The organism is Deinococcus betulae (genome assembly GCF_020166395.1).
GTDB classification, from domain to species: Bacteria; Deinococcota; Deinococci; order Deinococcales; family Deinococcaceae; genus Deinococcus; species Deinococcus betulae.
On the sequence record NZ_JAIQXU010000008.1, the window covers coordinates 43,155 to 67,660 of the forward strand.

Consider the following 24,506-nt stretch of genomic DNA (forward strand, 5'->3'; position numbering starts at 1 on the left):
TTGAGCGCTGGGCCGGTCAGCGGCCTGACGGCTTGGCTTAAAAGGGGCAGGCTTTCCATCGCAAGCTGTCCAGGCCACGCAGCTGCGCAACTGACGGTCATGGACAGGAGTTGAACTTGAGGGGTGTAGTCCCCTCACGGCAACGGAAGGCGGCTGTCAGTTGCTCCCACCCCCTTCTGTTACGCTGCCCACCATGAAGCGCTCCATCCCCGAGTTGCAGCAGGCTGAGGTCCCGCTGGTCATGGTGACGGCCTACGACTATCCCGGCGGGCGCCACGCCGAGGCGGCGGGCGTGGACCTGATTCTGGTCGGTGACTCGCTGGGCAACGTGGTGCTGGGCTACGACTCGACGGCGCCCGTGACACTGAGCGACATGATTCACCACGCCCGCGCGGTGCGGCGGGGAGCGCCCGACACCTTCATGGTCGTGGACCTGCCATTTGGCACGTACCACACCGGCGTGCAGGACGCCATGCGCCACGCCGTGCGCGTGATTCAGGAAACGGGCGCCGACGCGGTCAAGATGGAGGGCGCCACCCCCGAGATTCTGGAGGTGGTGCAGACGCTGACCCGCAACGGGATTCCTGTAATGGGTCATGTGGGGCTGCTGCCCCAGACCGCCACCGCTCAGGGTGGTCTGCGCGTGCAGGGCAAGGACGACGCCTCGGCCCGCCTGACCCTGGACGGCGCCGCCGCCCTGGAAGCTGCCGGAGCCTTTGCCATCGTGCTGGAGGTCATTCCTGCCCGCCTGGCCAAACTGGTCAGTGAGCGCCTGAGGATTCCCACCATCGGCATTGGCGCCGGGGTCCACTGCGGGGGTCAGGTGCTCGTGACCCACGACCTGCTGGGTGTCTACGAGGGCGAGGAGAAGAAAATCGCCAAGCGCTACGCGGAACTGGGCCGCGCTGCCCGCGAGGCCATTGAGGCCTACGCGGCAGAAGTGCGCGCCCGCGAGTTCCCCACCAAGGACAACGCCTTTGTGATGAAGGATGACGTGCTGGGCAAGCTGTACTGAAGGTGATGAAAGAAGGGTGATGGTTGATGGAGAACGCCCTTTTCCATCAACCATCACCTTTAAACCATCTACAGCTTTAAGGGTACAGTCCCCGCAGTGCGCGCGCTTCCAGCACGCGGGTGCAGGCCACGATATACACGGCGGTGCGCAGGGTCACGCCGTGCTTCTCCTTCACGTCCCACAGGCTCAGGAAGGCTTCACTCATGATGCGGTCCAGGCGCTTGTTGATTTCTTCCTCGGTCCAGAAGAACGAGGAAAAGTCCTGCACCCACTCGAAGTAGGACACCGTCACGCCGCCCGCGTTGGCCAACACGTCAGGCACCACCGTCACGCCGCGCTCGGCCAGCAGGTCGTCGGCGGCGGGGACGGTCGGGCCGTTGGCGCCTTCCACGATCAACTTGGCCTGAATGCGCCCGGCGTTCTCCAGCGTGATCTGCTTTTCCAGCGCGGCGGGAATCAGCACGTCGCAGGCCACGTCCCAGAACTCGTCGCGCTTCAGTTCCTCGGTGCCGGGCAGCTCGGTGATCTTGCCGGTGCGGCGCAGGTGGTCCAGGGCGGCGGCTGGGTCAATTCCGGCTTCACTGGCGATGGTGCCGGTCACGTCCTGAATGGCCACAATCTTGGCGCCGTGTTCATGGAAGATGCGCGCGGCGGCCTCGCCCACGTTGCCGAAGCCCTGCACGGCAATTCGGGCGCCCTGCATGGGCATGCCGAGCTTCTTCATGGCCTCGGCGCCGGTCACGAACACGCCGCGCCCGGTGGCGTCGCTGCGGCCCAGGCTGCCGCCCAGGGCCACGGGCTTGCCCGTCACCACGCCCGTGGCGGTGCGGCCCACGTTCATGGAATAGGTGTCCATCATCCACGCCATCGTCTGCGGGTTGGTGTTCACGTCGGGGGCGGGAATGTCCTTTTCCGGCCCGATAATCAGGCCGATTTCGGTGGTGTAGCGCCGGGTCAGGCGTTCCAGCTCGCCGGTGCTGTACTTGCGCGGGTCAATGCGGATACCGCCCTTGCCGCCGCCGTAGGGCAGGTTGACGGCGGCGTTCTTGACCGTCATCCAGGCCGACAGAGCCATCACTTCAGAGAGGGTCACGTCCTGGTGGTAGCGGATGCCGCCCTTGGCCGGGCCGCGCGAGGTGTTGTGCTGCACGCGGTAACCCTCAAAGTGCGCGACCGTGCCGTCGTCCAGGTGAATCGGCACGTCCACCACCAGAATGCGCTTGGGCCGCTTGAGGGTCTCGGCCCAGTAGGCGAGCTTGCCCAGGTAAGGTGTGACGCGCTCGACCTGTTCCAGGTAAATCTCGTAGGGGCCGATGTTGTTGGGGTCAAGGTAGCTGGGAATGGTGTGGGCGCCGGTCTTGGGGCCAGCGTTGTTGGTGGGGTCCTGGGTGGCGGTCATGGGGAAGCCTCCTTCGGAGGGGAATAGGAAGTGGGGAGTGGACAAGCGAGGGCTGATGCTCTGGCTCTAGCTGTTCGCCATCTGCCATTGGCCTTCAGCCACCGGCGTTATGGATACACCCCACGCATGACCGTCGCGCTGTGCAGGCGGTTCAAGGCCAGCGCGTAGGCGGCGGTGCGCAGGTCGGTCTGACTGGCGCGCTGGGTGGCGAGCACGGCGTCTAAGGCGGCGTTCACGCGCAGGTCAATGGCCGCCAGAATCTCGTCTTCTAACCAGAAGAAGTTGCTGGCGTCCTGCACCCACTCCAGGTAATTGACAATCACGCCGCCGATGCTGGCAATCAGGTCGGGAATGACCTTGACGCCGTTCTCGATCAGGAACCGCTCGGCTTCGGGCAGCACGGCGCGGTTGGTGGCTTCTGCGACGTACCGGGCGCGAATGGCGTGGGCGTTGCCAGCATGAATGGTGCCGTAGTCGTAGGCCAGCATCAGCACGTCCACGTCCAGTTCGGTCACCTCATCCGGGGTGATGTCGGTGGCAAAGCCCGCCACGGTGCCCTTGTTCTCTCGCCACTCGGCCAGGGCGCCCAGATCCAGCCCCGCGCTGGCAAAGGTGGCGCCGTTCTGGTCGCTGACCGCAATGACCAGCGCGCCCTGCGCGGCCAGGGTCTGCGCGGCATTGCGGCCCACGTCGCCAAAGCCGTACACGGCCACGCGGGCGCGGCTTAGGCTCTCGCCGGCGGTGTCCAGCACGCGCGCGGTCACCAGGGCGGCGCTGCGGCCACGGGCGTCTTTGCTGCCGTAGCTGCCGCCCAGCGGAATGGGCTTGCCCACCACCACGCCGTTGCTGGTGGTGCCGGTGTTCTCGGCGTAGGTGTCGAGCATCCAGGCCATCATCTGGGCGTCGCTGCCCACGTCGGGGGCCAGGATGTCCTCGTTGTGGCCGATGAGTTCCACCAGTTCGCTGGTGTAGCGCCGGGTCAGGCCTTCCAGTTCGTGTGGGCTGAGAGACCCAGGGTCCACGTCCACGCCGCCCTTGGCCCCGCCCAGCGGCAGGTCGGCCACGGCGGTCTTCAGGGTGGTGATCGCCGCCAGGACCTCGCATTCGTGGGCGCTGACGCCCTCACGCAGGCGCACGCCGCCCATGCTGGGGCCACGCGAGGTGCTGTGAACGGTGCGGTAGCCCTTGAAGACGCGAATGCGGCCGTCGTCCATCCGCACCGGCAGATTGACGCTGACCGTCCGCTTGGGATACTTGAAATACGCGAGGGACTGGTCGGTGACCTCGCAGTGGGGCAGCGCCTGCTGGAGTTGCTCCATAAGGCCCTGCCAGTTGAGTCCTGATGCCCGCATGTAACAGTCTCCTTCCCTTCGGTGGGAACTTTGGGTGGGTGAAAGCTTGGCTGCTTTTGAAGCATACACGCCTCTGAAAAGACGCATAGACAGGTTGGGGGTGTTCCGTCTGGCCGTCCGGGCCGCCCCCGTTGTAGCGGGCGCGGGCACAGGGGTCAAGGCCGCCCAGGCGCGCTGTACACAGTTCAGGTATGAAGCGATTCCAGCCGTGCAGCTGCTGTGATCGCTCGGTTCAACCTTGCATGTGTAAAGCGCCCCAGCTCAGAGCAGAGGACAGCCATGTTCTGCCATGCGGGACGATCTGGTCAGTGGCTTCTTTCTCTCTCTCGTGTGGCCAAGTCCAGCAGGGCGGCTCTGGCGTCAGAGGGGGGGAGGGCAGAGAGGGCGTCGGCGGCCAGGCGGCTGCGGCGCGCAATCTCGGCGCGGGTGGCCTGGAGGGCGCCGCTCTGTTCGGCCAGCAGATGCACGCGCGCCACGTCACCCTGCTGGGCGGCGCGGCGCTCCAGCACTTCGCGCACTTCGGCGGCGTGGGGGCCGTCTAGCAGGTAGAGGGTCGGCGCGGTGGCTTTGCCCTCGCGCAGGTCGCCGCCGACGGGCTTGCCGGTGCGGCCCTCGTCGCCGGTCAGGTCCAGCAGGTCGTCTTGCATCTGAAAGGCCATCCCAAATTCGCGCCCGTAAGTGGCCAGGGCCTCGCGGTGGGCGGCGCTGGCCCCCAGCAGCGCGGCGGGGGCGGCGGTGGCCAGCTCGGTTAGGGCGGCGGTCTTGCCATGAATGACTTGCAGGTAGTGCTCCCAGGCGTAGTCCTGGTAGGCCGCGACTTGAAACTGCAGGACCTCGCCCTCGCAAATGACGCTGGCGGCCGTGCCGAACAGGCGCGTCAGTTCAGCGCTGGCCGGCAGGCCGGAGAGCAGCAGCAGCAGCCGCGAGAGCATGAAGTCGCCGCTCATGACGCTGACCACATTGCCAAAGCGCCGGAACGCCGCCTGATGTCCCCGGCGGGTGTCGGCGTCGTCAATCAGGTCGTCGTGCAGCAGCGACGCCGAGTGCAGCAGTTCGGCGCCCACCGCCAGGTCGCGCACGCCGGCCCAGTCGGGCTGGCCAGGATGGGCGCCCAGCGCCTGAGCGGCCAGGTAGGTCAGCAGGGGCCGCACCCGCTTGCCACCAGCGGCCACCAGGTCGTCGCCAATCAGCTCTATGAACTCCACGCGCGAACGCAGCACCTCGCGCAGCCGCGCCTCAAAGGCCGCGTCCGGCACGCCCAGGGCCACCACGCCAGTCATGGGGTTCAGTATAGAAAAGCGGCGGCGGGTAAAACGTACCGGCCCCACGGTGCTGCCCCAGATCTAAAGCAATTCCCCCGCTTTGTCCCTCGCAGGCCAGGAGGGCCGCGTGCTACAAAACAGGATATGGAAAGCGTCGTGGCTCTTTTCCGCGAACCTCAGCAGGCGCAGGGCGCCTTGCAGGCCCTGCAACAGCGCGGCTTTGACCGTGATCACCTGGGCTTTGCCCTGACCGACGTGGTGGCCGAAGACGATATTGCCCAGCAAACCGGCGTCAGCCCCGAAGCTGGCGCGCCCGGCGGCTCGGCCAGCGTGATCAAGGGCGCCCTGCTGGGCATCCTGGGCGGCCTGGCCCTGACGGTCCCCGTTTGGCTCATCCTCATTGTCTACCCGGTCACGCGCATCTATCAGGAAGGCGGGCTGTTTGGGGTGCTGTTCGGCGTTCTGGGCGGCGCCGGGCTGGGTGGTCTGTTCGGCGCCCTGGCCGGCAGTGACCACGGCGACTACGTGAAGCTGCTGCGCCGCATGGGCGTTCCCGCTGCACAGGCCGAGAAGTTTTACCAGGGGCTGCGGGGCGGGCACGTCATGGTGATTGCCCGTGACCCCAATGGTGCGCGCACCGATGAGGCGCTGAGCCTGATGAGAAAGTTTGGCGCGGTCAAGCTGGATGATGTGGTGGGCGGCGGGCAGCTGCAGAGTGAGCGTACGGGCAACAACGGCCACTAAGCAGCGTTGGCGAGGAGCTTCGGCCTGATTGGGTCGGGGCTTTTTTTTGATGGTGTTGAGTGGTGCGTTGGCCCCACCCCCCAGCCCCCTTCCCCAAAGGGGTAGGGGGAGCAATCGCTGCGCTCGGCAAGAGTTCCTACTGGCGTCGGCGAGCTTGCTCTTTACGTTTATGGGTCTGGCCTTGACGCCATCCTTCGACTTACCTCAAGGGCCTGCGCGCTCCGCGCACAATGGCCTCGCCTGGACCTGGGCGATACGGGGCAGGAAGCCCTGGTGCGGGCGAGAGATTCTACTTTTCAAAAGACCTGATGGTTGAGGCTTCCTCTCTGCTGTGAAGAACTTGTGAAGCTCCCGCGGGGTGCGGCGCTCAGGGCGAGCTTTTTTCGGCCCTGTCCCGCGCACGGCCTATGGATGTTCCAGCCTTTCCTACACTCCACATCCTATGACCTACACCCCCTTCACTCCGGCCATACCAGCGCAGGGTCCGCCGTGGTCAGCCAGGTGGTCGGCAGAGCTAAGTTTAATTCTGGCCCCTCAATCTTCTGCACAGGCACCACACCCACGCCGCTGCCGCAGATCCAGGCGCGGGTGATGCGGGGCAGGTCGGTCCTGTGGGCCAGGCGCGTGACGTGGGATCGCCCCGCCAGAGCCGCCGCCCGCGTGATGCTGGGCAGGCCGCCGGCGGGCACCACCAGCTCGCCGTCCAGTTCCAGCAGTGGTGCCGTCCGGCTGCCGTCCACAACGTGGCCGCCAGCGTCCTGCAGCCAGCCTTCAAAGGCGGGGGCCGCCTGCCTGGCCGCCAGACGGGCGGGCAGATAGTTGCCCGTCTTGTGGGCGGCCAGTTGAGGGTGAACCTGCACGTCCGTCAGGCGCACCGTCACGCCGGATGGGCGGGGGCCAGGGGTCAGGGTACGGTGGGACCAGAAGGTGCCGCCCTCGGTCACCGTGACGCGCAGCAGGCCCCAGGGAAGGGCGTCAAAGGTGGGCAGAACGTGGTCCGGCGCAGGCAGGCCCAGAAAGGCGCAGGTGCTACGCAGCCGGTCCAGGTGGGCGGGCCAGTGGAGCGCTGTGCCGTGCCGGGTCCGTACGGTCGTGAAGGCCGACGCCCCGTGCAGCCAGGCGGGCTGGTTCAGCTCGTCGGGCAGGGGCTTCATCGCCGGTGCGCCGCGCTGAGCCCCAGCCAGTTGCCCAGCAGGGTGCGTCCGGCGGGGCTCAGAACACTTTCGGGGTGAAACTGCACCCCCCAGGCGGGCTGGCCCGGCACTGCCAGCGCCATGACCTCGCCGTCCTCGCTGGTGGCGGTCACCAGGGCGGGGTCCAGGTCACGAACGACCAGCGAGTGGTAGCGCCCAAAGGCCGCGCCTTGCGGCACACCCGCAAACAGGCCGGCGCCGCTGTGGCGCGCGTACTCTGGGCGGCCATGTACCGGGGCGGCCCGCGCAATCTGCCCGCCCAGCACCTGCCCTAGCGCCTGATGCCCCAGGCACACGCCCAGCAGCGGCACGCCGACCTGCAGACAGGCGCGCGTCAGGGCCAGGGTACAGCCGCTGGTCTCGGGCGTCCCTGGTCCCGGCCCGACCAACACCGCGTCCGGCTGGCTGGCCAGGAGGTCGCGCGCCGCCTCATCCTGAGACCGCACGTCTACCTGCGCTCCCAGCGCCAGCAGGTCGTGGGCCAGGTTCCAGGTAAACGAGTCGCGGTTGTCCAGCAGCAGCACCCGCAGGCCGGTTGAGGTCTGGGCCGGGGGCGGCGCCCAGGGACGGCCTGGCACCGGCGGGGCCGGCGGCTGCGCTGGGCGGCCTGGCACGCCCGCCAGCACGCTCAGGAGGGCCTGGGCCTTGTGGACCGTTTCCTGGGCTTCGCGCGCCGGGTCGGCGTCGATGACGGTGCCGCCGCCCGCGCGCACCTCGACCGACCAGCTGCTGTCCGTGCGGGTAAACGCCGCCGTGCGAATCAGGATATTCAGGTCCACCGCCGCTCCGCTGACCAGGCCCAGGCCGCCGGTGTACCAGCCGCGCGGGCCAGGTTCCAGAGCCGCAATCGCCTCCATCACGCGCTCTTTGGAGGCGCCGGTGATCGTGCCGCCGGGAAAGGTGGCGGCCAGCACCTCGCGCAGCGTCACGCCGGCTCTGGCCTGTGCCTGCACCTCCGAGACCAGATGCATGACGTGGCTGTAGCGCTCGACCAGCATCAGGTCGGGGACCGTGACGCTGCCCGGCGCCGCCACCCGGCCCAGGTCGTGCCGCACGAGGTCCACCAGCATGGTGTGTTCGGCGGTTTCTTTCGGGCTGGCGCGCAGCTCGGTCTCAAAGGCGGCGTCTTCCTGTGGCGTGTCGCCCCGGCGGCGGGTGCCGGCAATCGGCCGCGCCGACACGAGGCCGCCGGCCCACCGCACCAGCCGCTCGGGGCTACACGACACCACCACCTCGTCCCCCAGATCGGCGTAGGCCATAAAGGGGCTGGGGTTCACTTCCCGCAGCCGAAGGTAGGCCGCCAGCGGGTCGCCGTGGGCCTGCGCGCGCACCCCGCGTGAGAGGTTGACCTGATAGACCTCACCCGCCCGGATCAGCTCCTGCACGGCCCGCACGCCAGCTGGATAGTCCACGTCATCGGCGCCGAAAGGGCCCACGGTCAGCCTAGGCTCAGGGCCAGGGTCGCCCGACAGCAGGGCCGCCCAGTCCAGGTGCGCCCTGCCCACCACGTCCAGCGTGCCGGCGGCGCGGTCCCACACCAGCCCCGAGGGGTAGTGGCCCCACCACATCGCCTCGCCCTGAGCCGGATGCGTGTTCAGGCCAAAGCCCCGCGCCGCCTCGTATTTCAGGCCGCCCAGCCAGGCGGGAAAGAAGGCGTTCCCAGCCGGAACGTCCGGCAGCTCACGGCGAACCTGGCTCGGCCACGCACTCAGAAATGTATACCTTCCGTACTCCACCACCGGCCCCAGCGATTCCAGCAGCACCAGCCCCGGCGCTCCAGCCGCATGCAGGCGGCGCAGGGCGCTGGCCGGAGACAGGTCGGGGGGCAACACTGGAGGCGCCGTCACGGGGCGGATTCTACTCGTCTCTGCGGCGAAAGCAGGTGCCTGGGTCACGGCCTCCCCAGGCTGGAGCCCTGCCAGGATGTCCAGGCGGCCCAGAGAGCACCCAGTCCCCAGTGCCCTGGGCTAGAACTTCTGCACAAAGACCTTCCATTCGTCGAAGGTGCGGCGCGTGGTCTGGTTGGCCAGCCGAATCTTGATGATCTGGTCGCCCGTGGGCGCGGCGCGGCCGGCGGCCTTGAACGCCCGCCGAATCAGGGCCGAAAATTCCGCCTCATTGCCTGCACTCAGTACCCAGTCCTGGCCGGCCTGCACGATGTCGGTGAAGTTACGGCCACTGGCCTTCACCTGCGCCTGCCAGTAGGTCAGGTCGCCGCTGCTGGGCGGCCGGCCCAGGCTGCGGATGTAGGCCGCGTAAATCAGCCCTTCTCGGGCGCCGTCAATCTGCGGGTCTTGCAGGTAGCTGCGCGTGAAGTCCAGCAGGCCGGCGTAGGTGTTGTCAGGCCTCTTGGCCAGCTGACCCAGCAGTTTGAAAAAGGGATTGTTGGGGTGCGGCGCGGCCCCGAACGAATCGAGAAACACCCGCAGGGTCAGGTCGCTCAGCAGGGTGCTGGCTGCGGGCGCGTGCACGTTGCGCCGCAGTTCGGCGCGCACCTGGGCCGCCTGCGCGGCGCTCAGGGTTCCCTCGCGCACGCCCCGCGCCTCCCACAGGCCGCGTTCCTGGGCGCTGCTGACGCGGCCCAGCACCTCCAGATACGCGCTGTCCAGCGGTCCCCGGCCCGCCGTGCCTGCCCCAGGCGCGCTGCACACGAAGCCCACACAGCCGCTCTGGGCGTAGGCCACCGGCATAAGAAGCAGGGCGAGGAAGGCCGCGCGGCGCAGAACCAGAGGAATCATGGCCGCAGGTTAGGCCCTGGGCCGTTGCATGGGCGTTTCGTGGAGGTCACAACGAAAAAACCCTTACGTTGTGTCCGGGTTTCCGGAGTAGACTGGGGGCATGTGGGTTTCGACCAAAGCGCAATACGGCCTGCGTGCCCTGATTGAAATCGCGCGCCGGGGCGGTGAGGCCGTACCTCTCAAGGACGTGTCTGAACGTCAGGGCATCAGCCAGCACTACCTCGAACAGATTGCCAGCAACCTGCGCCGCGCGGGCTTTATCAAGAGTATTCGCGGCGCGCACGGCGGCTACCGCCTGGCCCGCCCCGCCCAGGAGATCAGTGCCTACGACGTGGTGACCGCCATGGAGGGCAGCATCGCCCCGGTGTCCTGCGTAGAAGACGACCATGTCTGCGAAAGCCAGAACGTCTGCGGCACCCAGAACCTGTGGCACCGCGTGGACAGCGCCCTGCGCGACGTGCTGGGAAGCACCACCCTGGCCGACCTGATGGTCGAGAGCGAGCAGCAGCAGCACGCCCGCTTGGTGCAGCTGGAAAGCAGTTACGCGCACCCGCCGGTTTAAACTTCGGTGAACTGCGGGACCAGGGTCAGCGTCTTGCGCTGGCCTTTTTTACTGTTCCGCCTCGCCGTCCTCGGGCACCAGCGGCGCGATGGCCACGCGCACGATATGCGGCGTGACGCCTTCGGTCTCGACCGAACGGTAGCGGCCCATCAGGGCCGCGAGGTCGCGTTGCAGAGCCTTGGCCTGGTCAGGCGGGAGACTCAGGACGCCCCAGGAATCCCACACCGCCGGCCCCTGGTCACTGAGCAGATACTCGAAAAAGCTGTTGGGGGCTTCCGGGTCAGGTTCGGGTTCAACGTTGCGGGAGATCAGGCCCTGCTCTGAGCCGATCAGATGCAGCCCGATGCGGCGCTGGCCCGCCGCCTGCACCCAGGCCGCGCCGATAGAGCGGGTCAGCCGCGCCTGCCACCGCCCGAAACTGGCCGCCGACAGCAGGGTGTCTGATACCAGTGGGGTGGAGGCAAACGGCACAAACAGGGCGCCTGGGGCTTCGTATAGCGGCATGGCGCGCCCGGCGCGGGGCTGGAGGCCCGCGCGGCGCAGCAGCCCGCAGGCCAGAAACTGCCGCACCCGGTACTGCAAGGTGCTGATGGGCAGCCCGGCCTCACGCGCCGCCGCCTGGGCGTTCAGGACGCGGCCCAGAAACGGCCCCAGGGCGCGCACTGCCCGCGCGTCCAGCAGCAGCGCCGCCGCCTGCGGGTCTGTCACCACCACAGGTCTTTGACGGGAAGGCAGTGTCATTGGTCAGAGGGTAGCTCGCACGCTGCGGGGCATGTTCACCCTGATGCTCTCTGGTCCCTTTGCCCGGCTGTGGTGGGCCGGCCTGATCAGCATGACCGGCAACTGGCTCCTGGCGGCGGCGCTGCCGGCGCAGGTGTATCTGGAGACCCGCTCGGTGCCCGCCGCAACGCTGATGTTTCTGGCCGGCACCCTGCCTCGGGTGCTGCTGGGCTCGCTGGGCGGGGTGCTGGCTGACCGCTGGCCCCGGCGTGACGTGCTGCTGGCCAGCAACTTGCTGGCGGCTCTGGCGCTGCTACCGCTGCTGGTGGGCGGGGGCGACCTGCCGCCGCTGTGGGCGGCCGCCCTGTCCTCTGCGCTCCTGGCGCTCGTGACGTTGCCGGTGGGCCCTGCCGAGGGCGCGCTGCTGCCAACGCTGGTGCCCGCCGACCAGCTGGCCCGCGCCAACGCCCTGAATGCCCTGAACAACAATCTGGCGCGGCTGGTGGGCCCGGCCCTGGGCGGCGCGCTGCTGGCGGCGCTGGGGCTGCGGGCCGCCGTGCTGGCCGACCTGCTGTCGTTCCTGCTGGCGGCGGCGCTGCTGCTGGGGGTGCCGCGCACGCCCGCCGCGCCGGGAGCCGCCCAGACGCGGCTGCGGGCCGCGTTTGTGGCCGGCTGGCACACCGTGCGCGGCTCGCCGCCACTGCGCCTCCTGGTAGGGCTGGCCGGCCTGTCGGCGCTGGGGGAAGGGGTGTTCGGTCCCCTGATCGCCCCCTTTGTGGCCGAGGTCATGCACGGTGACGCCCGCACCTACGGCTGGCTGCTGAGTGTGCAGGCGGTGGGCGGCCTGGTGGGCGGCGCGCTGGTGGCCCGGTTCGCCGCGCATCTTCGCCCGGAGGCCTTGCTGGTGGCGGGCAGTCTGGGGCTGGGCCTGGGCGACCTGGCGGTTTTCTGTCTGCCGCTGCTCACTCCGCAGGTGTGGCCGCCGCTGCTGGTGATGGCGCTGGTGGGCCTGCCCGCCGCCGCCACCGGCGCGGGCTGGACCACCCTGGTGCAGCGCCTGACCCCGGACGCCGCGCTGGGCCGGGTCTTCGGGCTGGCTGGTCACCTGATGGCCGCCGGGGTGCTGCTGGGCACAGGGCTCGCCAGTCTGGCGCGTGGGCCGCAGGGCATTCTGGCCGTCATCTGCCTGCAAGGGGTGATTCAGGTGCTCGTGGGCCTGGCGGCCCTGCGCCTGCTGGGCCGGACAGGCCGGGCGGCCGCCCCCGTATCCTGAAGGCCGTGTACCGTTCGCTGCTGAAGCCTGCCCTGTTTCGCCTGGACGCCGAAGACGCCCACCACCTGACCCTGGGGGGCCTGGAGGCCGCCTCAAAGGTGCCCCTGTGGCCCCAGGCGGCGCGCGCCCTGACGGTGCCTGGCGGCGGGGCCCTCACGCAGACGCTGTGGGGCCAGCGCTTCGCTTCACCCGTAGGCCTGGCAGCGGGCCTGGACAAGAACGGGGTGGCGGTGCCGGCTTTCGGCGCGCTGGGCTTCGGGTTTCTGGAGGTCGGCACGGTGACGCCATTGCCGCAGGCGGGCAATGACCGGCCCCGACTGTTCCGCCTGCCAGAGGACGAGGCGCTGATTAACCGCATGGGCTTTAACAACGCGGGCGCCGCTGCCCTGCACGCCCGCCTGAGCGGGCTACGCACGCGCGCTGTGCCGGTCTGGGTGAACATTGGCAAGAACAAGGCGACGCCCAACGAGGACGCCGCCCAGGATTACCGCCGCTGCGTGGCGGCCTTGCAAGACGTGGCCGACGCCTTCGTGGTCAATGTCAGCAGCCCCAATACGCCGGGTCTGCGCGCCTTACAAGCGGCAGATGACCTGGCTGCCCTGGTGCGGGAGGTGCTGGCAGAGGTGGAGGCCGGTCGTGTTCGCACCCTCAGCGTCCCGCCCGTCCTGGTGAAGCTAGCGCCTGACCTGCACCCCGCCGACTTTGAAGCCAGTGTGGACGCGGTGGTGAATGCTGGGGCCGCTGGTCTGATTGTCAGCAACACCACCCTGGCCCGCGACGGCCTGAGTCACCCGGCTCAGCGGGAAGCTGGTGGCTTAAGCGGCCGCCCTCTAACGGCCCGCGCCACCGCTCTGGTGCGCGCCGCCTTTCGCCAGACGCAGGGGCGCGTGCCTATTGTGGGCGTGGGCGGCATCTTTACCCCCCAGGACGCTTATGACAAGATTCGCGCAGGGGCCAGCCTGGTCGAGGTGTACTCCGCCCTGATCTACCGTGGCCCCGGCCTGGTGCGCGAATTGAACGCGGGCCTAGCCGAGCTGCTGCGCCGCGACGGCCTGAGGACGGTCGAAGACGCGGTGGGCCTGGACGCCTAGTGAGAATGGTGGAGAGGTCAGGAGCTCAGCACGTCCAACCTCTCTGGCTGTCAGTGCCCGCTGGTGACTTTCAAGCCCACGATGGCCACCAGCATCAGCGCCATGAAACCCATGCGGGCCGCCGTGGCTGGTTCGTGAAACAGCACGATGCCGAGGATGCCCGCACCCACCGCGCCGATGCCAACCCAGACCCCGTAAGCCGTGCCGATGGGCAGCGTCTTGGTGGCCAGACCCAGCAGGGCGAGACTGGCGACCATGCTCATGAGCGTCAGCGCCGTGGGCAAGGGCCGCGAAAACCCTTCCGTGTATTTCAGGCCAATAGCCCAGCCGACTTCCAGAAGACCTGCCAGAACAAGCAGTGTCCATGCCATACCGTGACACCTCCAGTGTGTCTGCGCCGTCTTGTCGTGACCGGGTACGGCGGGGCTCTCGTCCGGAAGTCAGCCCGCTGGGGGCGACTCAGGCCACTGTAACGCGGCAATGTAAGCAGCAGAGGAGAAGCGTGTCAGGGTGCGTTGACACCGCACCTAATGGATCTCAAGGCGGCTTTAGGTTGTCTGGGGGCAGGTGAGGGTGGCGCCGGGCATGCTCAGGGGGTTCAAGTCCTCAGGAGGCGCCCATGACCGACCCAACACCCGAAACGCCCGTCAGCGATACCGACACTCCCAGCACCGAGCCAACGGAAACCCCGGCTCTGGCCGACCAGCCACCACAGCAGCCCAAGCCGGCAGAGGCTGAGGACGGCACCCACGGTCGCCCCAGCGACGACAGCGACCCCGGCCACAGCTGAGTGCAGCAGCAGGGCCCACCCATTGATTCGGGTGGGCCTTTCTCATCGGCTCTTAGCCCGCGTCTTTGCGGCCGTCCTGGGCCTGGCTGCCGTCCTCGTCGTTCCCTTCCAGGCGGTCCTGGGTGGCGTTCGGCTCCAGGGCCTCGGCGCCCTCGTCTGGGTCCTCACCCGCGCCGGGTTCGTGGCGGGCGCCCCGGCCGGGGTTGGCGTTCAGTTCGGTGGCCTGTTGGTCGGTCAGCTCGGTGCCCACGCTGGGATCTTCACTATTCTGGGTCATGCCCCAGCATGCGCTGCTGGCCTGGCGAGGCCGTGAGAGGGCGGTCAAGACAGGCTGGTCAACGTCAGGCGGGCGCGGCCCGTGGGGGTGGCCAGTTCCGGGTGTCCAGCCGCGATCGCCGCCTCGTCCCGAATCCGGCACGAATCGCACTCGCCGCAGGGTTCCTGCCCGCCCTGATAACACGACCAGGTAACGTTCACCGGCACGCCCACCGCCAGGGCCTCGCGCACGATGTCGGCTTTGGTCAGGTGCTGAAGGGGCGCCACCAGCTGCGCCCCGCGCCCTTCAATCCCTGCTTTGGTCGCCAGGTCGGCCAGACGCTGATAGGCCGCCAGGTATTCGGGCCGGCAGTCGGGGTAGCCGCTGTAATCCACGGCGTTGATGCCCAGGTGGAGGGTAGAAGCGCCGATGGCTTCGGCCAGACTCAGTCCAATCGCAATAAAGACTGTGTTGCGGCCCGGCACGTAGGTCGGCGGAATGATCTCGGCCGAGGTGCCCCCGGTCGGAACAGCCATGGTGTCATCGGTCAGGGCGCTGCCGCCAAATGCCCCGATATTGATGTCCACGACGCAGTGAGTGGCCCCGAAGTGGGCGGCAATCTGACTGGCCCGCTCTAGCTCAATGGTGTGGCGCTGGCCGTAGCGGAACGACAGGGCGGTGCAGGCCAGGCCCGCGCGGGTGGCCAGCCCCAGCACGGTGCTGGAGTCCAGCCCACCCGACAGAAGAACAACGGCGCGTTCAGGCATGATGCGAACTCCGGTTGAATTGGTGGCGAAAAGTGTGACAGTTGGCTGGATGGAGGAGGGGCGGCAATGGGCTCAGGGGCCTGGAGTTGATGCCCTCAGCCGCAGGCCATCTCAGTACCCCAGGGCCACTTGGCCGCCCAGCGGAATTAAGCGCTTGTCGCTGTGGGGATCCAGTTCATCGGGGCGGTACAGCTTGTGCAGCTGGTAGCCCGCCCGCAGCCGGGGGTCGGCCTTAACCGCCTGGGTGATGGCGTTCAGCACGCCAGCGTCTCGGTCGCGGGCTTTACTCCATTCCGGGTGCAGCCAGATGGGCGCGTCGGCCGGCAGGCCCTCCAGGGTGGCCAGGCCGGCTGCAATGTCGTCCGGCTCGTGAACGATGATTTTGACCTCAGCCGCCTGGGCCACCACCTCGGGCAGAGGCGGCTGGCCAAACGGCTTGGGGCTGAGGGTGACCCAGTCCGCCGCGCCGCGCAGAGGAGCAATGCCGCTGGTCTCCAAGTGGACGCGGCGGCCCTGGGCATGCAGGAGGGTCACGAGCGGTTCCAGGTCAAACAGGATAGGCTCGCCCCCCGTCAGGACCACGAAGGCACCCTGCGGCGCTTCTTGCTCGGCGGCCTCACTCAGTTCCTGCGCCGAGAGCAGCGGCACCGAGTCCGGCCGGTAATCCCGGTGCCAGGTGCCGGCGCTGTCGCACCACGGGCAGGCCTGGGGGCAGCCGTACAGGCGGATAAAATACGCCGCCCGGCCCAGATGCACCCCCTCGCCCTGCCAGGTGTAAAACCGTTCGTACACCGGGTATTTCATTCCCAGTACTCGCAGCTGGAATCGGGTGTTTCCCAGAGGATGACTTTGAGGCGCAGGTCCTGGCCCTGGTCGCCGGGGTCCAAGGTGTCCCGGACTCGCCGCAGCGTTTCGCCGTGAATGTGGGCGGCAATGACTTCGGCGGTGGTGTCGTCCCCCAGCAGGTCGTTCAGGTAGGCGTGGTCCAGCCCGCCCGCCTGGACGTCTTTTTTGGCCCACTTGAGGGTCTTGAAGTCGGCCACCATGATGGCGCGCCGCACATGGGCGCTGGAGCGCAGACGGTCAGCGCGCAGCTCCAGGCGAACCCGGTAGGTGTGCCCGTGGAGGCGGCCACACGGCCCGTCGTAGCCCGTGATGACGTGCGCGGAGTCAAAGGTGAACTCCGTGTTGAGTTGCCAGGGCATGCTCAGTCAGCCCGCGTGTACTCGGCCTTGACCACGGTGTTGATGCCGCCCCGCACGCCATAGTCGCAGGTGATGGTCATGCGGACCGGCTCCAGCAGCCGCACCAGGTCGGCCAGCACGCGGCGCGTGGCGTGTTCGTGGTAGATGCCCACGAAGCGGTAGCTGGTGAGGTAATACTTGAGGCTCTTGAGCTCGACGCACTTCTCGGCCGCGACGTAGCGGATTTCCAGTCGGCCAAAGTCGGGCAGGCCGCTCCAGGGACACACAGGGCTGAACTCGTCGGTCGAGATCACGATCTCGATGGGCTGGCCGGGGTACGGGCTCTGGTCGTCTTCCCGGACATGCGGAAAAGTGTCCAGAATGGCCACATCAATGGCCGACAGGTCCTGAACGTCGTAGCGGCGCTGAAACCCGGTCTGGGCGTCGGCAGGGTGAAGCGTGGTGGTCATAAGTCTCCTCTGGCTGCGCGGGGCAGCAGGCCAACAAAACAGGTCGGCCCGGCGTCATCTTAGCCGCACTTCATTCAGCTGGTGGCGGAATCAGCCGCTGAGCAGAGCCGAGGTGTGTAGAGGGGAGACAGAGGTCTGATCAGCAAGGCGTTAGAGCCACTGTGCCGATTCGGAGCTTGCCCAGACTGCATCTGGACGAGTGGGAAAGTCACCTGGTCCTGAGTCTGCGTGCCAACTCATACAGACTCCGATTGAATCGTTTGCAAAAACGATGAAATCCGAGCGGACTTGCAAAGCTGCGCAGTAGAGCGAGAAGGAGCAAAACGGGTTCCGGACGTGGAGTTGGCAAATCGGCGTTTTCCCGATTTGTCAATGAAACAAACGGAATCCGTATCAGCCCTCTGGCAAAGGGCCACTGCAAGAGAAAATGGGCGGCCAGTGTCGCCGCCCAAAGTGAGGTCCTTACGCCGGTTGTTCCAACAATCTAAATCGGCCGCGCGCCACCCATTCCAGATCTGGAAACTGCCCGGCACCCTTTTCAGTGCTGTTGGCACACATGATTATCCTCACGTGCCGGCGGATCTGCGCGTCGGTGTGGGTGGTCTGCTGCGCGCGCAGAGCCTGCACAATGTCCTGCATTGAAAACGTGCCCTCCGGATGCCCGGCAGCCAGGTCGCGGGCCACGGCAAGGATGTCTGTTCGGCACGTCATCTGTGCAGTGTGACAGGACCGCAGGAGAAGAATTGGAACCAGTCGTGGCGCGCTCGACACCGCTGGGCCACGCTTCAGACAGCGGCCACACAGACAGGAGCTGGACTCAGGCGGGCACGGCGCGAACCTGCAGCGCCAGGGTGCCCATCAGCTGAGCGTGATGCTCGGCACTGACCTGAAGAATGACTCGGCCTTTGAGATACAGGTCCGATACGGCGTGCACCGTGGTCTGTTCAATGTGCCGCAAGAGGACGGTATACCGGCGTCCTGCGGTCGTGAACTGCACACGGTCCATCGTGCCCGGCACCCAGGACAGGGCCAGGAAAGAAAAACTGCTCATGACTGCCTCGCTTTGCCAGAGCTCCAAATGAAGCCCGAACTTTTACAGTCTATCTGACCCTCATGATGTTCTGATGGCAAGAAAAAATCCTTCTCTCAACTTCATTTGATCGGCGTGTTTTTTGAGATCTAATAGTTCTGCCCATGCAGTTGACACTTCATAAATAAACTATGCTGTTCTGATGTTGAGACTCGAAGGCCTTTATGCAATTTCACCGACCAAACGGATGACACTCTTTGCTGATCCTATTCGGCCTTTATCTGGTGTGCTGGCTTCTGATCTTCAAGCCGTCCAAGACGCCTGCGCGGCCAACGCTGGGCAATGTGCCGTGCAGGTCAACACCGCCTTCGGGTGGATGCAGGGGACCCTCAGTGAGAAGACCCCCGCCCGCCTGCGCCTCCGTTCCTTTGAAGGGCACCTGTCGTTTCTGCCGCGTTCGTGAGGGGTGCGGCAGGCCCCCCCGCGTGCGGCCTAATTTCGGAACGACAACATAAGTTCGTCGCGGTGCCGTGCCGCTTCGTGTTGCGACATGCCGCAGTCCACCAGATAAGCCTCGACGGCTGCGCCCGCCGAGGTCACGGCCGCCTGTTCAGACTCAATACCGCTAAAAGCCATCACGTACAGGCGGAACAGATGCGCAGCAGTGGCAAAGGCGACCTTGTTGGTGTCCATCCCTTAGCCTACGCCTCACCCGTCAGGTGCAGGCCTGCACACCTGGCTGTGAAAGCTCTGAATCTGAAAGAAGGTGCACCGGGTGGCATTCCCGTCTGGTTGATGCTGACGGTGATTGCTCTGGTGGTGGGCAATCTGGTGCTCTGGCTGGTGCTCCATACGCCTCGTTCGGCGTTGGCCGCTGGCGCAGGTGTACTGCCGGTCAATTAAGCAGCGCATATGAGTCACTCAGGAGTCAGGAGAGTAAGGCGGCCACTGGGTCGCTTTTTTGCGCTTATCTGGAGAAGCGCTGCCCCGTGCCAGAGTGATACTGCACGCCGGACCAGAACACGACCAGTTGCTGCACCAGCGCTTCCCACTCGGCAACGGCATCTGGCTTGTGTACGCACGCGCTCACACCCAGGCCATACGCCCGCGTCAGATCGTCCTCGCGCAGAGCCGCCCCGAGCACCATGACCGGCATCGTCGCCCACGGTCCCTGCTGCCGAAGACAGGCCAAGACTGCCCAGACCTGCTCATCGTCCAGGTGGAGCCCCAACAGGACGACCTGCGGGCCGGCGGGCATAGTCGTCTGCACATATGACCGCGCGGCCTGCCCTCCAGGCACCACAGTCAGAACCACCTCGGGGGCGACCAACTCGAAGACCGCCTGGATCAGCGTGCGGTCAAATGGTGAATCCTCGATCAGCAAAAAGGTCGGTGTCGAGGGCATCCCCGAGGTCTATCACTGTTGAGATAGCTTTGAGACTCTAGAGCTTGGTTAAGCCTTAGGTGTTGTGGGACTGTCCCTATATTCCAGTCGTGAGTGGCCAGCGTACTGCCATCTTGATCGCTGTGCGATGCCTCTGACCAGCTGAGCCTTTGGCCTCTGCTAGAACAGTCTGGTTGACATAGAGATCAAATCCCCTGATCGCTCCGAGGTGCGTGGACCTCTGACGAGCTGATCTGATTTCCGGCCGACACCGACCCGAGCATTCCGCCGCGCCTGTACACTCACGGACGCGCTGAGGCCCGGAAAGCGGCGCGGATGCAGGCAGCCGTGGGCCTAGATCATCTGATCCCGGAAGAGCCGTAGGGGTAAAAGAGGGGTAACGAAGTGGAAGAAAAACCTGGAAAAGCGCCGCGCAGCCGCGCCCGCATGCTGGAACTGGTGTTTCCCAAGGACACGAACTATCACGGTACTGCCTTTGGGGGCTGGGTTCTATCCCTGATGGACAAGGCGGCCAGCATTGCCGCTGTGCGTCATGCCGGGGGCAACGTGGTGACGGCGCGCATGGACGGCGTGGATTTTCATGTGCCCATTCGGGTGGCGGACGCCGTGGCCCTGGACGCCCAGGTGGTCAAGGTGGGCCGCACCTCCATGACCATCCGGGTGGATGTCTACCGCGAACACATGGCCAGCGGCGAGCAGGAGATAGCGACCACCGGCTACTTCGTGTTTGTGGCGCTGGATGACGCCGGGAAGCCCAGAGCGGTGCCGCCCCTGCCTGAAGGCCAGGACACCAGCAGCGTCCAGCCGGACCCAGAGGCCCGCCCATGAGTGACGACCTCTCGCCGCTGCTGCACCTGACCCTGGTGCGCCACGGCCTGACCGACTGGAACGGCTCCGGGCGCTGGCAGGGCTGGACCGACACCCCACTGGGCGAAGCGGGACAGGCGCAGGCCCTGAAATTGAGAGACCGGCTGGCTGGGCGCACCTACGACGCCATTCACAGCAGCGATCTGAGCCGCGCCGCTGACACCGCCATACTGGCCCTGCCTGAGCAGCCCCTCATCCTGGATGTGCGCCTGCGCGAACTGGCCTTCGGAGCATTTGAAGGTGTGACCACCGACGACGTGCTGCACGACGAGCGGTATGCCGAGTGGCAACGCGACCCCTGGGGGCAGCCGGCCCCCGACGGCGAGAGCCTACAGGAGGTGGCCGAGCGCCTGCGCGACTGGGCCGAGGGTCTGGCAGGTGGGCGCGTGATCGCCTTCAGCCACGGCGCAGCCATCCGCGCGCTGCTGTGCGACCTGTTCAGCTGGCCTGCCACACCGCAACCCGGCTACGTGCTGCCGTTTCCCTATCAGCTCTCCCATACCAGCCTGACCACCCTGACCCGCGTGGACGGCCGCTGGACCCTCCTGACCTACAACGACCACGCTCATTTGGAGGAGTAAGGAGCAGGTTGTGGGAAGTAGGGAGTGGGAAAAGATAGGAGCAGGGGTCATACGCCCCTGCCCCCGTCCTCTGCTTCACAGCTTTCTGTGTCCCCTATAGGCGTGGAGGGAGCAACAGCCCTACCTGTTTTTAAAAGTAGAACCTATTGTTCACACCCGCACACCTTTCCCCAATCCCGCCCAGGTCCAGGCGAGGCCATTGTGAGCGCAGCGCGCAGGCCCTTCCGCTGGGCGGCAGGATGGCGTCGAGGCCAGACCCGTGAACGAGTTGAGCAACGTCGCCAACATCAGTAGAAACTCTTGCCCAGCGCAGCGATTGCCCCCCCTGCCCCCCTGGGGGAGGGGGCTGGGGGGTGGGGACGGCCATTCAGAAACCGCCACGTTCGGTAGGTGCATACCCTTTGATTGCTCAAGCGTTGCGCGCTGTCGCCCTCGCCGTCTACAGATACCGCGCCGTCACCGACCGCTCACAGCCCAGCAGCCCCTTCGGCGGCCCGCTGTACAGCACTTCCCCGCCGGCCCGGCCCCCCTCCGGCCCCAGATCAATTATCCAGTCGGCCTGCCGAATCACATCCAGCTGATGCTCGATCAGAATGACGCTGTTGCCGCCGTCCACCAGCCGGTCAATGATCCCCATCAGCAGGCCGATGTCCGACAGGTGCAGGCCCGTGGTGGGTTCGTCCATGACGTAGACGCTGCCTTTCTTGTGCAGTTCGGTCGCCAGCTTCAGGCGCTGCGCCTCGCCGCCCGACACGGTGCTCAGCGGCTGGCCCAGCGTCAGGTAGCCCAGGCCCACGTCGTTCATGGCTTGCAGCACCGCGCGAATAGGTTTCTCGGTGAAAAAGGCCAGCGCAGTTTCGGCCGTCATGTTCAGCACGTCGCTGATGGTCTGGCCCCGCAGCGTGTGGCGCAGCACTTCGGGCTTGAAGCGTTTGCCCTCGCAGACCTCACACACCGCCGAGATCCCTTCCATAAAGGCCAGGTCGGTGTAGACGACGCCCAGGCCCGCACAATTCGGGCAACTGCCCTCCGAATTGAAACTGAAGAGGGCCGGACTCTGGCCGCTGGCCTTGGCAAACCCCTTGCGGATGGGGTCCATGATGCCGGTGTAGGTGGCGGGCGCCGAGCGGCTGTTGGTCGTCACGCGCGACTGGTCAATGACGATGGCGTCGGGATGCTGCGGGAGAAAGACATCGTGAATCAGGGTGCTTTTGCCGGAGCCAGCCACGCCCGTCACCACCGTCAGGACGCCGGTTGGAATCTCCACGGAGACGTCTTTGAGGTTGTGGAGCCGCGCCCCTTTGACACTCAGCCACCCGCGCGGCTCTCGCACAGACGCCTTCAGGGGCAACTGCTGGGTGAGGTGCCGGCCCGTCAGGGTGGGCGCCGCTTCCAGGCCCTCGACGCTTCCTTCAAAGACCACCTCGCCGCCGCGCACGCCGGGGCCCGGCCCGATGTCCACCACGTGGTCAGCCATCCGAATGACATCCGGGTCGTGTTCCACCACCAGCACGGTGTTGCCCTTGTCACGCAGCGCCCCCAGCAGGCCAGTCAGCCGCGACACATCGCGCGGGTGCAGGCCCACGCTGGGTTCGTCTAGCACATACAGCATGTCGGTCAGGCTGTTGCCCAAGTGCCGCACCAGTTTCAGGCGCTGGCTCTCGCCGCCGGACAGCGTGGCGGTCTCGCGGCTCAGGCTCAGGTAGCCCAGGCCAATCTCGACCAGGTGGGCCAGCCGCTCGGCCAGGTGCGCCGCCACGCGGGCTGCTGCGGGGTCGGTGAGCCCCTGCAAGAAGGTCAGCAGTTCGGTCGCTTCCAGGTCCGACAGCTCAGCGATGTTCTTCCCCTCTAGTCGCGAGGCCAGCGCCGCAGCGTTCAGGCGCGCCCCGCTGCAGACCGGACAGGTCTGGCTGGTCACAAACTGCTCGAACACGGCGCGGCTGCGGTCAGACATGGCGGCGGCGTCTTTCTTGAGGTACATGCGCTCAAAGCGCTCGACCAGCCCCTCGTAGGTCATGTTGATCTCGCCCAGTGAGACCTTGAGGTCACGCCCGTGCAGCAGCAGGTGCAGTTCCTGTTCGGTGTAGTCCTGCACGGGTTTGTCGTTGTCGAACAGGCCACTCAGGGCGTAGGTCTTCCACAGCCACTTGCCGGGCTTGAAGTCCGGGTGCAGGATGGCGCCGCCGTTCAGCGACTGGGTGCGGTCCAGCAGCCGGTCCAGGTCCAGTTGCGTGGTCTTGCCAATCCCCTCGCACTCGGCGCACATGCCCTGCGGAGTGTTAAAGGAGTAGGCGAAGGCCGGCCCCGCCGACGGCTGCCCGGCCCGCGAGAACAGCAGGCGCAGCGGCGCGGCGATGTCGGTGTAGGTGCCCACGGTGGACCGGGACCCGCCGCCTACCCGCTTCTGATTGATGATGACCGGCGCATTCAGGTGCGACACGCGGTCTACATCCGGCTGCCCGTAGTGGGGCAGGAAGCCCTGCACAAAGGCCGTAAACGTCTCGTTCAGTTGCCGCTGCGCCTCGGCGGCTACCGTATCGAACACCAGCGAGGACTTGCCCGACCCCGAGACTCCGGTGAACACCGTAATGCGGTGCTTGGGAATGTTCAGCGAGATGTTCTTGAGGTTGTGTTCGCGTGCCCCACGCACTTCAATGAATGCCCGTTCCGTCATGGATGGTCCTCCTGCTCCCAGCCTCTCTGAGCCAGATGTGAAAATCCCCGACGTTTGGTCTTGAGCAGAGCTTAACCTTTGGGTATCTAGATACGCCTGATACCAGGCATGAAAGGGGAGAGCAGCAGCAAAGTCGGGCGACCTCTTCGAGAGGGCCGCCTCGGTGTCCGCCAGGTCAACCGTTCGTAACCCAAACGCGCGGGGCCGCCGGGGCAGCTGGAACTGGGCGTGGCTGTGGGGCACCGTAAGGACCAGGGTGCCCAACGCCTCACCCGTTGGGCTGCGTACTACGCTCCACATCCAGCGCTCTTGATCGGTCTCGTCGGCGTTGCCCCACTCGCGCGAAGCCCCGAACTCGCCCGGCAGCGGTGGCTCGGCGCTTAGACCAGCAGCGCGGAGGTCGCGCTTGGCCCCGCGCAGCAGCAGATTCAGGTAGGTGCCGTACGCCGCGTCGCCGCCCCGGGCATAGGCATCGGCCAACTTGTCGGCGTGCGTGGTCAGTACCGTCTGCCACTGCGCGGCCAGAACAGCATCCAGCCACTCCCCCAACGCTTCAATCTCATCACTTGGAACAGAAAGAAGGACAGTCATAGAGGCCTCCTTTTGACAGTGTTCTGTCAAGTTAATGAGCCTACTCAAAACGACAGTATGCTGTCAAGATATGGCCCTCACGCCCGCCGCTGCTGCCTTCGCCGACCTCGTGGTGCAGGTGTTTCGCCTGAATGGGTTGCTGCTGGAGGCCGGCGACCGGTTGACGGCCCCCAGTGGCCAGACGAGCAGTCGCTGGCAGGTGATGGGCTGCATCGACCACGCGCCGCAGTCGGTGGCGGCGGTGGCCCGCACGATGGGCCTGACCCGCCAGAGCGTGCAGCGCACGGCCGACCTGCTGGTAGGAGACGGCCTGGCGGCTTACGAAGCCAATCCCGACCACAAGCGCGCCAAGCTGCTGCGCCTTACCCCTGAAGGCCAGCGGGTGATGACCACTATTGAGGAGGCGCAGGCGGCCTGGGCAAATCGAATGGCTGACGGGTTGGATGAAGTGGCCGTGCGAAACGCCGTGGAGCTGCTGGCAGCGGTGGGGCGGGCACTGGCCCGGCGCTGAGACAGCTTTGTTCAGGTGAGGGACAGGCGCC

The 24,506-nt window shown here is 66.6% G+C and carries 29 protein-coding genes and 1 riboswitch; of the genes, 11 read left to right on the top strand and 18 right to left on the bottom strand.

What is annotated here, in order from left to right; genetic code table 11:
- Window positions 1-193 precede the first annotated feature (193 nt).
- Window positions 194-1,015: a 3-methyl-2-oxobutanoate hydroxymethyltransferase gene (gene panB, locus K7W42_RS07995; RefSeq protein ID WP_224573714.1), complete on the top strand. Its 822-nt coding sequence runs from the start codon at window positions 194-196 to the stop codon at window positions 1,013-1,015.
- 76 nt (window positions 1,016-1,091) lie between these two features.
- On the opposite strand, the gene K7W42_RS08000 is transcribed toward panB, so the two are convergent.
- The 3 genes from K7W42_RS08000 to K7W42_RS08010 form a co-directional block, all read right to left on the bottom strand.
- Window positions 1,092-2,414: a Glu/Leu/Phe/Val family dehydrogenase gene (locus tag K7W42_RS08000; protein ID WP_157459086.1), complete on the bottom strand. Its 1,323-nt coding sequence runs from the start codon at window positions 2,412-2,414 to the stop codon at window positions 1,092-1,094.
- A 107-nt stretch (window positions 2,415-2,521) separates the two neighbouring features.
- Entirely contained in the window at window positions 2,522-3,766 is a 1,245-nt protein-coding gene (locus K7W42_RS08005) for a Glu/Leu/Phe/Val family dehydrogenase (RefSeq protein ID WP_224573716.1), read from the bottom strand.
- 305 nt (window positions 3,767-4,071) lie between these two features.
- Window positions 4,072-5,046: a polyprenyl synthetase family protein gene (locus K7W42_RS08010; protein ID WP_224573718.1), complete on the bottom strand. Its 975-nt coding sequence runs from the start codon at window positions 5,044-5,046 to the stop codon at window positions 4,072-4,074.
- Between the two features lie 126 nt (window positions 5,047-5,172).
- Between K7W42_RS08010 and K7W42_RS08015 the strand changes: the two genes are divergently transcribed.
- Window positions 5,173-5,772, top strand: coding sequence for a general stress protein (locus K7W42_RS08015; protein WP_224573720.1), 600 nt, complete (start codon window positions 5,173-5,175; stop codon window positions 5,770-5,772).
- 458 nt (window positions 5,773-6,230) lie between these two features.
- Here the strand turns inward: K7W42_RS08015 and K7W42_RS08020 are convergent, their stop codons facing one another.
- The 3 genes from K7W42_RS08020 to K7W42_RS08030 form a co-directional block, all read right to left on the bottom strand.
- On the bottom strand, window positions 6,231-6,926 hold the full coding sequence (locus K7W42_RS08020) for an aminotransferase class IV (RefSeq protein ID WP_224573723.1): 696 nt from the start codon (window positions 6,924-6,926) through the stop codon (window positions 6,231-6,233).
- Window positions 6,923-8,812, bottom strand: coding sequence for a chorismate-binding protein (locus K7W42_RS08025; protein ID WP_224573725.1), 1,890 nt, complete (start codon window positions 8,810-8,812; stop codon window positions 6,923-6,925). The genes K7W42_RS08020 and K7W42_RS08025 overlap by 4 nt, the downstream gene beginning before the upstream one ends.
- Before the next feature lie 120 nt (window positions 8,813-8,932).
- Window positions 8,933-9,703: a hypothetical protein gene (locus K7W42_RS08030; protein WP_224573726.1), complete on the bottom strand. Its 771-nt coding sequence runs from the start codon at window positions 9,701-9,703 to the stop codon at window positions 8,933-8,935.
- Between the two features lie 100 nt (window positions 9,704-9,803).
- Here K7W42_RS08030 and K7W42_RS08035 point away from each other — a divergent pair, with 100 nt between their 5' ends.
- Complete coding sequence (locus K7W42_RS08035; RefSeq protein WP_157459080.1) at window positions 9,804-10,265, top strand: RrF2 family transcriptional regulator; 462 nt, start codon at window positions 9,804-9,806, stop codon at window positions 10,263-10,265.
- 48 nt (window positions 10,266-10,313) lie between these two features.
- Here K7W42_RS08035 and K7W42_RS08040 read toward each other — a convergent pair whose 3' ends face one another.
- Entirely contained in the window at window positions 10,314-11,006 is a 693-nt protein-coding gene (locus tag K7W42_RS08040; RefSeq protein WP_224573728.1) for a hypothetical protein, read from the bottom strand.
- 31 nt (window positions 11,007-11,037) lie between these two features.
- Between K7W42_RS08040 and K7W42_RS08045 the strand changes: the two genes are divergently transcribed.
- Window positions 11,038-12,258: an MFS transporter gene (locus tag K7W42_RS08045; RefSeq protein WP_224573730.1), complete on the top strand. Its 1,221-nt coding sequence runs from the start codon at window positions 11,038-11,040 to the stop codon at window positions 12,256-12,258.
- A gap of 5 nt (window positions 12,259-12,263) precedes the next feature.
- Window positions 12,264-13,349: a quinone-dependent dihydroorotate dehydrogenase gene (locus tag K7W42_RS08050; RefSeq protein WP_224573731.1), complete on the top strand. Its 1,086-nt coding sequence runs from the start codon at window positions 12,264-12,266 to the stop codon at window positions 13,347-13,349.
- Window positions 13,350-13,399: 50 nt separating this feature from the next.
- On the opposite strand, the gene K7W42_RS08055 is transcribed toward K7W42_RS08050, so the two are convergent.
- A complete protein-coding gene (locus tag K7W42_RS08055) occupies window positions 13,400-13,720 on the bottom strand; it encodes a DMT family transporter (protein ID WP_224573733.1) in 321 nt (106 codons plus the stop codon).
- A 20-nt stretch (window positions 13,721-13,740) separates the two neighbouring features.
- Window positions 13,741-13,810: riboswitch (guanidine-III (ykkC-III) riboswitch) on the bottom strand.
- Between the two features lie 158 nt (window positions 13,811-13,968).
- Here K7W42_RS08055 and K7W42_RS08060 point away from each other — a divergent pair.
- On the top strand, window positions 13,969-14,139 hold the full coding sequence (locus K7W42_RS08060; RefSeq protein WP_224573735.1) for a hypothetical protein: 171 nt from the start codon (window positions 13,969-13,971) through the stop codon (window positions 14,137-14,139).
- 52 nt (window positions 14,140-14,191) lie between these two features.
- Here K7W42_RS08060 and K7W42_RS08065 read toward each other — a convergent pair whose 3' ends face one another.
- From K7W42_RS08065 to K7W42_RS08095, 7 genes are all read right to left on the bottom strand, one after another.
- Window positions 14,192-14,416, bottom strand: a complete 225-nt coding sequence (locus K7W42_RS08065) for a hypothetical protein (protein ID WP_224573737.1) — start codon at window positions 14,414-14,416, stop codon at window positions 14,192-14,194.
- 44 nt (window positions 14,417-14,460) lie between these two features.
- Window positions 14,461-15,162 (bottom strand): 7-cyano-7-deazaguanine synthase QueC, encoded by a 702-nt coding sequence (queC, locus tag K7W42_RS08070; RefSeq protein ID WP_224573739.1) that lies wholly within the window; start codon window positions 15,160-15,162, stop codon window positions 14,461-14,463.
- A 111-nt stretch (window positions 15,163-15,273) separates the two neighbouring features.
- Window positions 15,274-15,966, bottom strand: coding sequence for a 7-carboxy-7-deazaguanine synthase QueE (locus K7W42_RS08075; protein WP_224573741.1), 693 nt, complete (start codon window positions 15,964-15,966; stop codon window positions 15,274-15,276).
- On the bottom strand, window positions 15,963-16,367 hold the full coding sequence (locus K7W42_RS08080; RefSeq protein ID WP_224573743.1) for a 6-pyruvoyl trahydropterin synthase family protein: 405 nt from the start codon (window positions 16,365-16,367) through the stop codon (window positions 15,963-15,965). Before K7W42_RS08080 ends, K7W42_RS08075 begins: the two co-directional genes overlap by 4 nt.
- A 2-nt stretch (window positions 16,368-16,369) precedes the next feature.
- A complete protein-coding gene (gene queF, locus K7W42_RS08085; protein WP_157459070.1) occupies window positions 16,370-16,816 on the bottom strand; it encodes a preQ(1) synthase in 447 nt (148 codons plus the stop codon).
- 462 nt (window positions 16,817-17,278) lie between these two features.
- Entirely contained in the window at window positions 17,279-17,527 is a 249-nt protein-coding gene (locus K7W42_RS08090) for a DUF7669 domain-containing protein (protein ID WP_224573745.1), read from the bottom strand.
- A 106-nt stretch (window positions 17,528-17,633) separates the two neighbouring features.
- Window positions 17,634-17,867, bottom strand: coding sequence for a hypothetical protein (locus tag K7W42_RS08095; RefSeq protein WP_224573747.1), 234 nt, complete (start codon window positions 17,865-17,867; stop codon window positions 17,634-17,636).
- A 181-nt stretch (window positions 17,868-18,048) separates the two neighbouring features.
- Between K7W42_RS08095 and K7W42_RS08100 the strand changes: the two genes are divergently transcribed.
- Window positions 18,049-18,309, top strand: a complete 261-nt coding sequence (locus tag K7W42_RS08100) for a hypothetical protein (protein WP_157459067.1) — start codon at window positions 18,049-18,051, stop codon at window positions 18,307-18,309.
- Window positions 18,310-18,338: 29 nt separating this feature from the next.
- Here the strand turns inward: K7W42_RS08100 and K7W42_RS08105 are convergent, their stop codons facing one another.
- Complete coding sequence (locus K7W42_RS08105) at window positions 18,339-18,539, bottom strand: hypothetical protein (protein ID WP_157459066.1); 201 nt, start codon at window positions 18,537-18,539, stop codon at window positions 18,339-18,341.
- A 48-nt stretch (window positions 18,540-18,587) separates the two neighbouring features.
- Between K7W42_RS08105 and K7W42_RS08110 the strand changes: the two genes are divergently transcribed.
- Window positions 18,588-18,749, top strand: a complete 162-nt coding sequence (locus K7W42_RS08110; protein ID WP_157459065.1) for a hypothetical protein — start codon at window positions 18,588-18,590, stop codon at window positions 18,747-18,749.
- Window positions 18,750-18,813: 64 nt separating this feature from the next.
- Here the strand turns inward: K7W42_RS08110 and K7W42_RS08115 are convergent, their stop codons facing one another.
- Window positions 18,814-19,251 (bottom strand): response regulator, encoded by a 438-nt coding sequence (locus K7W42_RS08115; RefSeq protein WP_157459064.1) that lies wholly within the window; start codon window positions 19,249-19,251, stop codon window positions 18,814-18,816.
- Between the two features lie 426 nt (window positions 19,252-19,677).
- On the opposite strand from K7W42_RS08115, the gene K7W42_RS08120 reads away from it, so the two are divergent.
- On the top strand, window positions 19,678-20,079 hold the full coding sequence (locus tag K7W42_RS08120) for an acyl-CoA thioesterase (protein WP_224573893.1): 402 nt from the start codon (window positions 19,678-19,680) through the stop codon (window positions 20,077-20,079).
- Window positions 20,076-20,699, top strand: coding sequence for a histidine phosphatase family protein (locus tag K7W42_RS08125; RefSeq protein ID WP_224573749.1), 624 nt, complete (start codon window positions 20,076-20,078; stop codon window positions 20,697-20,699). The genes K7W42_RS08120 and K7W42_RS08125 overlap by 4 nt, the downstream gene beginning before the upstream one ends.
- A 439-nt stretch (window positions 20,700-21,138) precedes the next feature.
- Here K7W42_RS08125 and K7W42_RS08130 read toward each other — a convergent pair whose 3' ends face one another.
- Window positions 21,139-23,964: a DUF6022 family protein gene (locus K7W42_RS08130; RefSeq protein ID WP_224573751.1), complete on the bottom strand. Its 2,826-nt coding sequence runs from the start codon at window positions 23,962-23,964 to the stop codon at window positions 21,139-21,141.
- Window positions 23,965-24,034: 70 nt separating this feature from the next.
- Here K7W42_RS08130 and K7W42_RS08135 point away from each other — a divergent pair, with 70 nt between their 5' ends.
- Complete coding sequence (locus tag K7W42_RS08135) at window positions 24,035-24,475, top strand: MarR family winged helix-turn-helix transcriptional regulator (RefSeq protein WP_224573753.1); 441 nt, start codon at window positions 24,035-24,037, stop codon at window positions 24,473-24,475.
- Window positions 24,476-24,506: the final 31 nt, after the last annotated feature.

Excerpts from the sequence above, each read along its gene's own strand:
- panB (WP_224573714.1), top strand. The coding sequence starts at position 194 with ATGAAGCGCTCCATCCCCGAGTTGCAGCAGGCTGAGGTCCCGCTGGTC.
- K7W42_RS08000 (WP_157459086.1), bottom strand. The coding sequence starts at position 2,414 with ATGACCGCCACCCAGGACCCCACCAACAACGCTGGCCCCAAGACCGGC.
- K7W42_RS08005 (WP_224573716.1), bottom strand. The coding sequence starts at position 3,766 with ATGCGGGCATCAGGACTCAACTGGCAGGGCCTTATGGAGCAACTCCAG.
- K7W42_RS08010 (WP_224573718.1), bottom strand. The coding sequence starts at position 5,046 with ATGACTGGCGTGGTGGCCCTGGGCGTGCCGGACGCGGCCTTTGAGGCG.
- K7W42_RS08015 (WP_224573720.1), top strand. The coding sequence starts at position 5,173 with ATGGAAAGCGTCGTGGCTCTTTTCCGCGAACCTCAGCAGGCGCAGGGC.
- K7W42_RS08020 (WP_224573723.1), bottom strand. The coding sequence starts at position 6,926 with ATGAAGCCCCTGCCCGACGAGCTGAACCAGCCCGCCTGGCTGCACGGG.
- K7W42_RS08030 (WP_224573726.1), bottom strand. The coding sequence starts at position 9,703 with ATGATTCCTCTGGTTCTGCGCCGCGCGGCCTTCCTCGCCCTGCTTCTT.
- K7W42_RS08035 (WP_157459080.1), top strand. The coding sequence starts at position 9,804 with ATGTGGGTTTCGACCAAAGCGCAATACGGCCTGCGTGCCCTGATTGAA.
- K7W42_RS08040 (WP_224573728.1), bottom strand. The coding sequence starts at position 11,006 with ATGACACTGCCTTCCCGTCAAAGACCTGTGGTGGTGACAGACCCGCAG.
- K7W42_RS08045 (WP_224573730.1), top strand. The coding sequence starts at position 11,038 with ATGTTCACCCTGATGCTCTCTGGTCCCTTTGCCCGGCTGTGGTGGGCC.
- K7W42_RS08055 (WP_224573733.1), bottom strand. The coding sequence starts at position 13,720 with ATGGCATGGACACTGCTTGTTCTGGCAGGTCTTCTGGAAGTCGGCTGG.
- K7W42_RS08060 (WP_224573735.1), top strand. The coding sequence starts at position 13,969 with ATGACCGACCCAACACCCGAAACGCCCGTCAGCGATACCGACACTCCC.
- K7W42_RS08065 (WP_224573737.1), bottom strand. The coding sequence starts at position 14,416 with ATGACCCAGAATAGTGAAGATCCCAGCGTGGGCACCGAGCTGACCGAC.
- queC (WP_224573739.1), bottom strand. The coding sequence starts at position 15,162 with ATGCCTGAACGCGCCGTTGTTCTTCTGTCGGGTGGGCTGGACTCCAGC.
- K7W42_RS08075 (WP_224573741.1), bottom strand. The coding sequence starts at position 15,966 with ATGAAATACCCGGTGTACGAACGGTTTTACACCTGGCAGGGCGAGGGG.
- K7W42_RS08080 (WP_224573743.1), bottom strand. The coding sequence starts at position 16,367 with ATGCCCTGGCAACTCAACACGGAGTTCACCTTTGACTCCGCGCACGTC.
- queF (WP_157459070.1), bottom strand. The coding sequence starts at position 16,816 with ATGACCACCACGCTTCACCCTGCCGACGCCCAGACCGGGTTTCAGCGC.
- K7W42_RS08090 (WP_224573745.1), bottom strand. The coding sequence starts at position 17,527 with ATGACGTGCCGAACAGACATCCTTGCCGTGGCCCGCGACCTGGCTGCC.
- K7W42_RS08095 (WP_224573747.1), bottom strand. The coding sequence starts at position 17,867 with ATGAGCAGTTTTTCTTTCCTGGCCCTGTCCTGGGTGCCGGGCACGATG.
- K7W42_RS08100 (WP_157459067.1), top strand. The coding sequence starts at position 18,049 with ATGTTGAGACTCGAAGGCCTTTATGCAATTTCACCGACCAAACGGATG.
- K7W42_RS08105 (WP_157459066.1), bottom strand. The coding sequence starts at position 18,539 with ATGGACACCAACAAGGTCGCCTTTGCCACTGCTGCGCATCTGTTCCGC.
- K7W42_RS08115 (WP_157459064.1), bottom strand. The coding sequence starts at position 19,251 with ATGCCCTCGACACCGACCTTTTTGCTGATCGAGGATTCACCATTTGAC.
- K7W42_RS08120 (WP_224573893.1), top strand. The coding sequence starts at position 19,678 with ATGCTGGAACTGGTGTTTCCCAAGGACACGAACTATCACGGTACTGCC.
- K7W42_RS08125 (WP_224573749.1), top strand. The coding sequence starts at position 20,076 with ATGAGTGACGACCTCTCGCCGCTGCTGCACCTGACCCTGGTGCGCCAC.
- K7W42_RS08130 (WP_224573751.1), bottom strand. The coding sequence starts at position 23,964 with ATGACTGTCCTTCTTTCTGTTCCAAGTGATGAGATTGAAGCGTTGGGG.
- K7W42_RS08135 (WP_224573753.1), top strand. The coding sequence starts at position 24,035 with ATGGCCCTCACGCCCGCCGCTGCTGCCTTCGCCGACCTCGTGGTGCAG.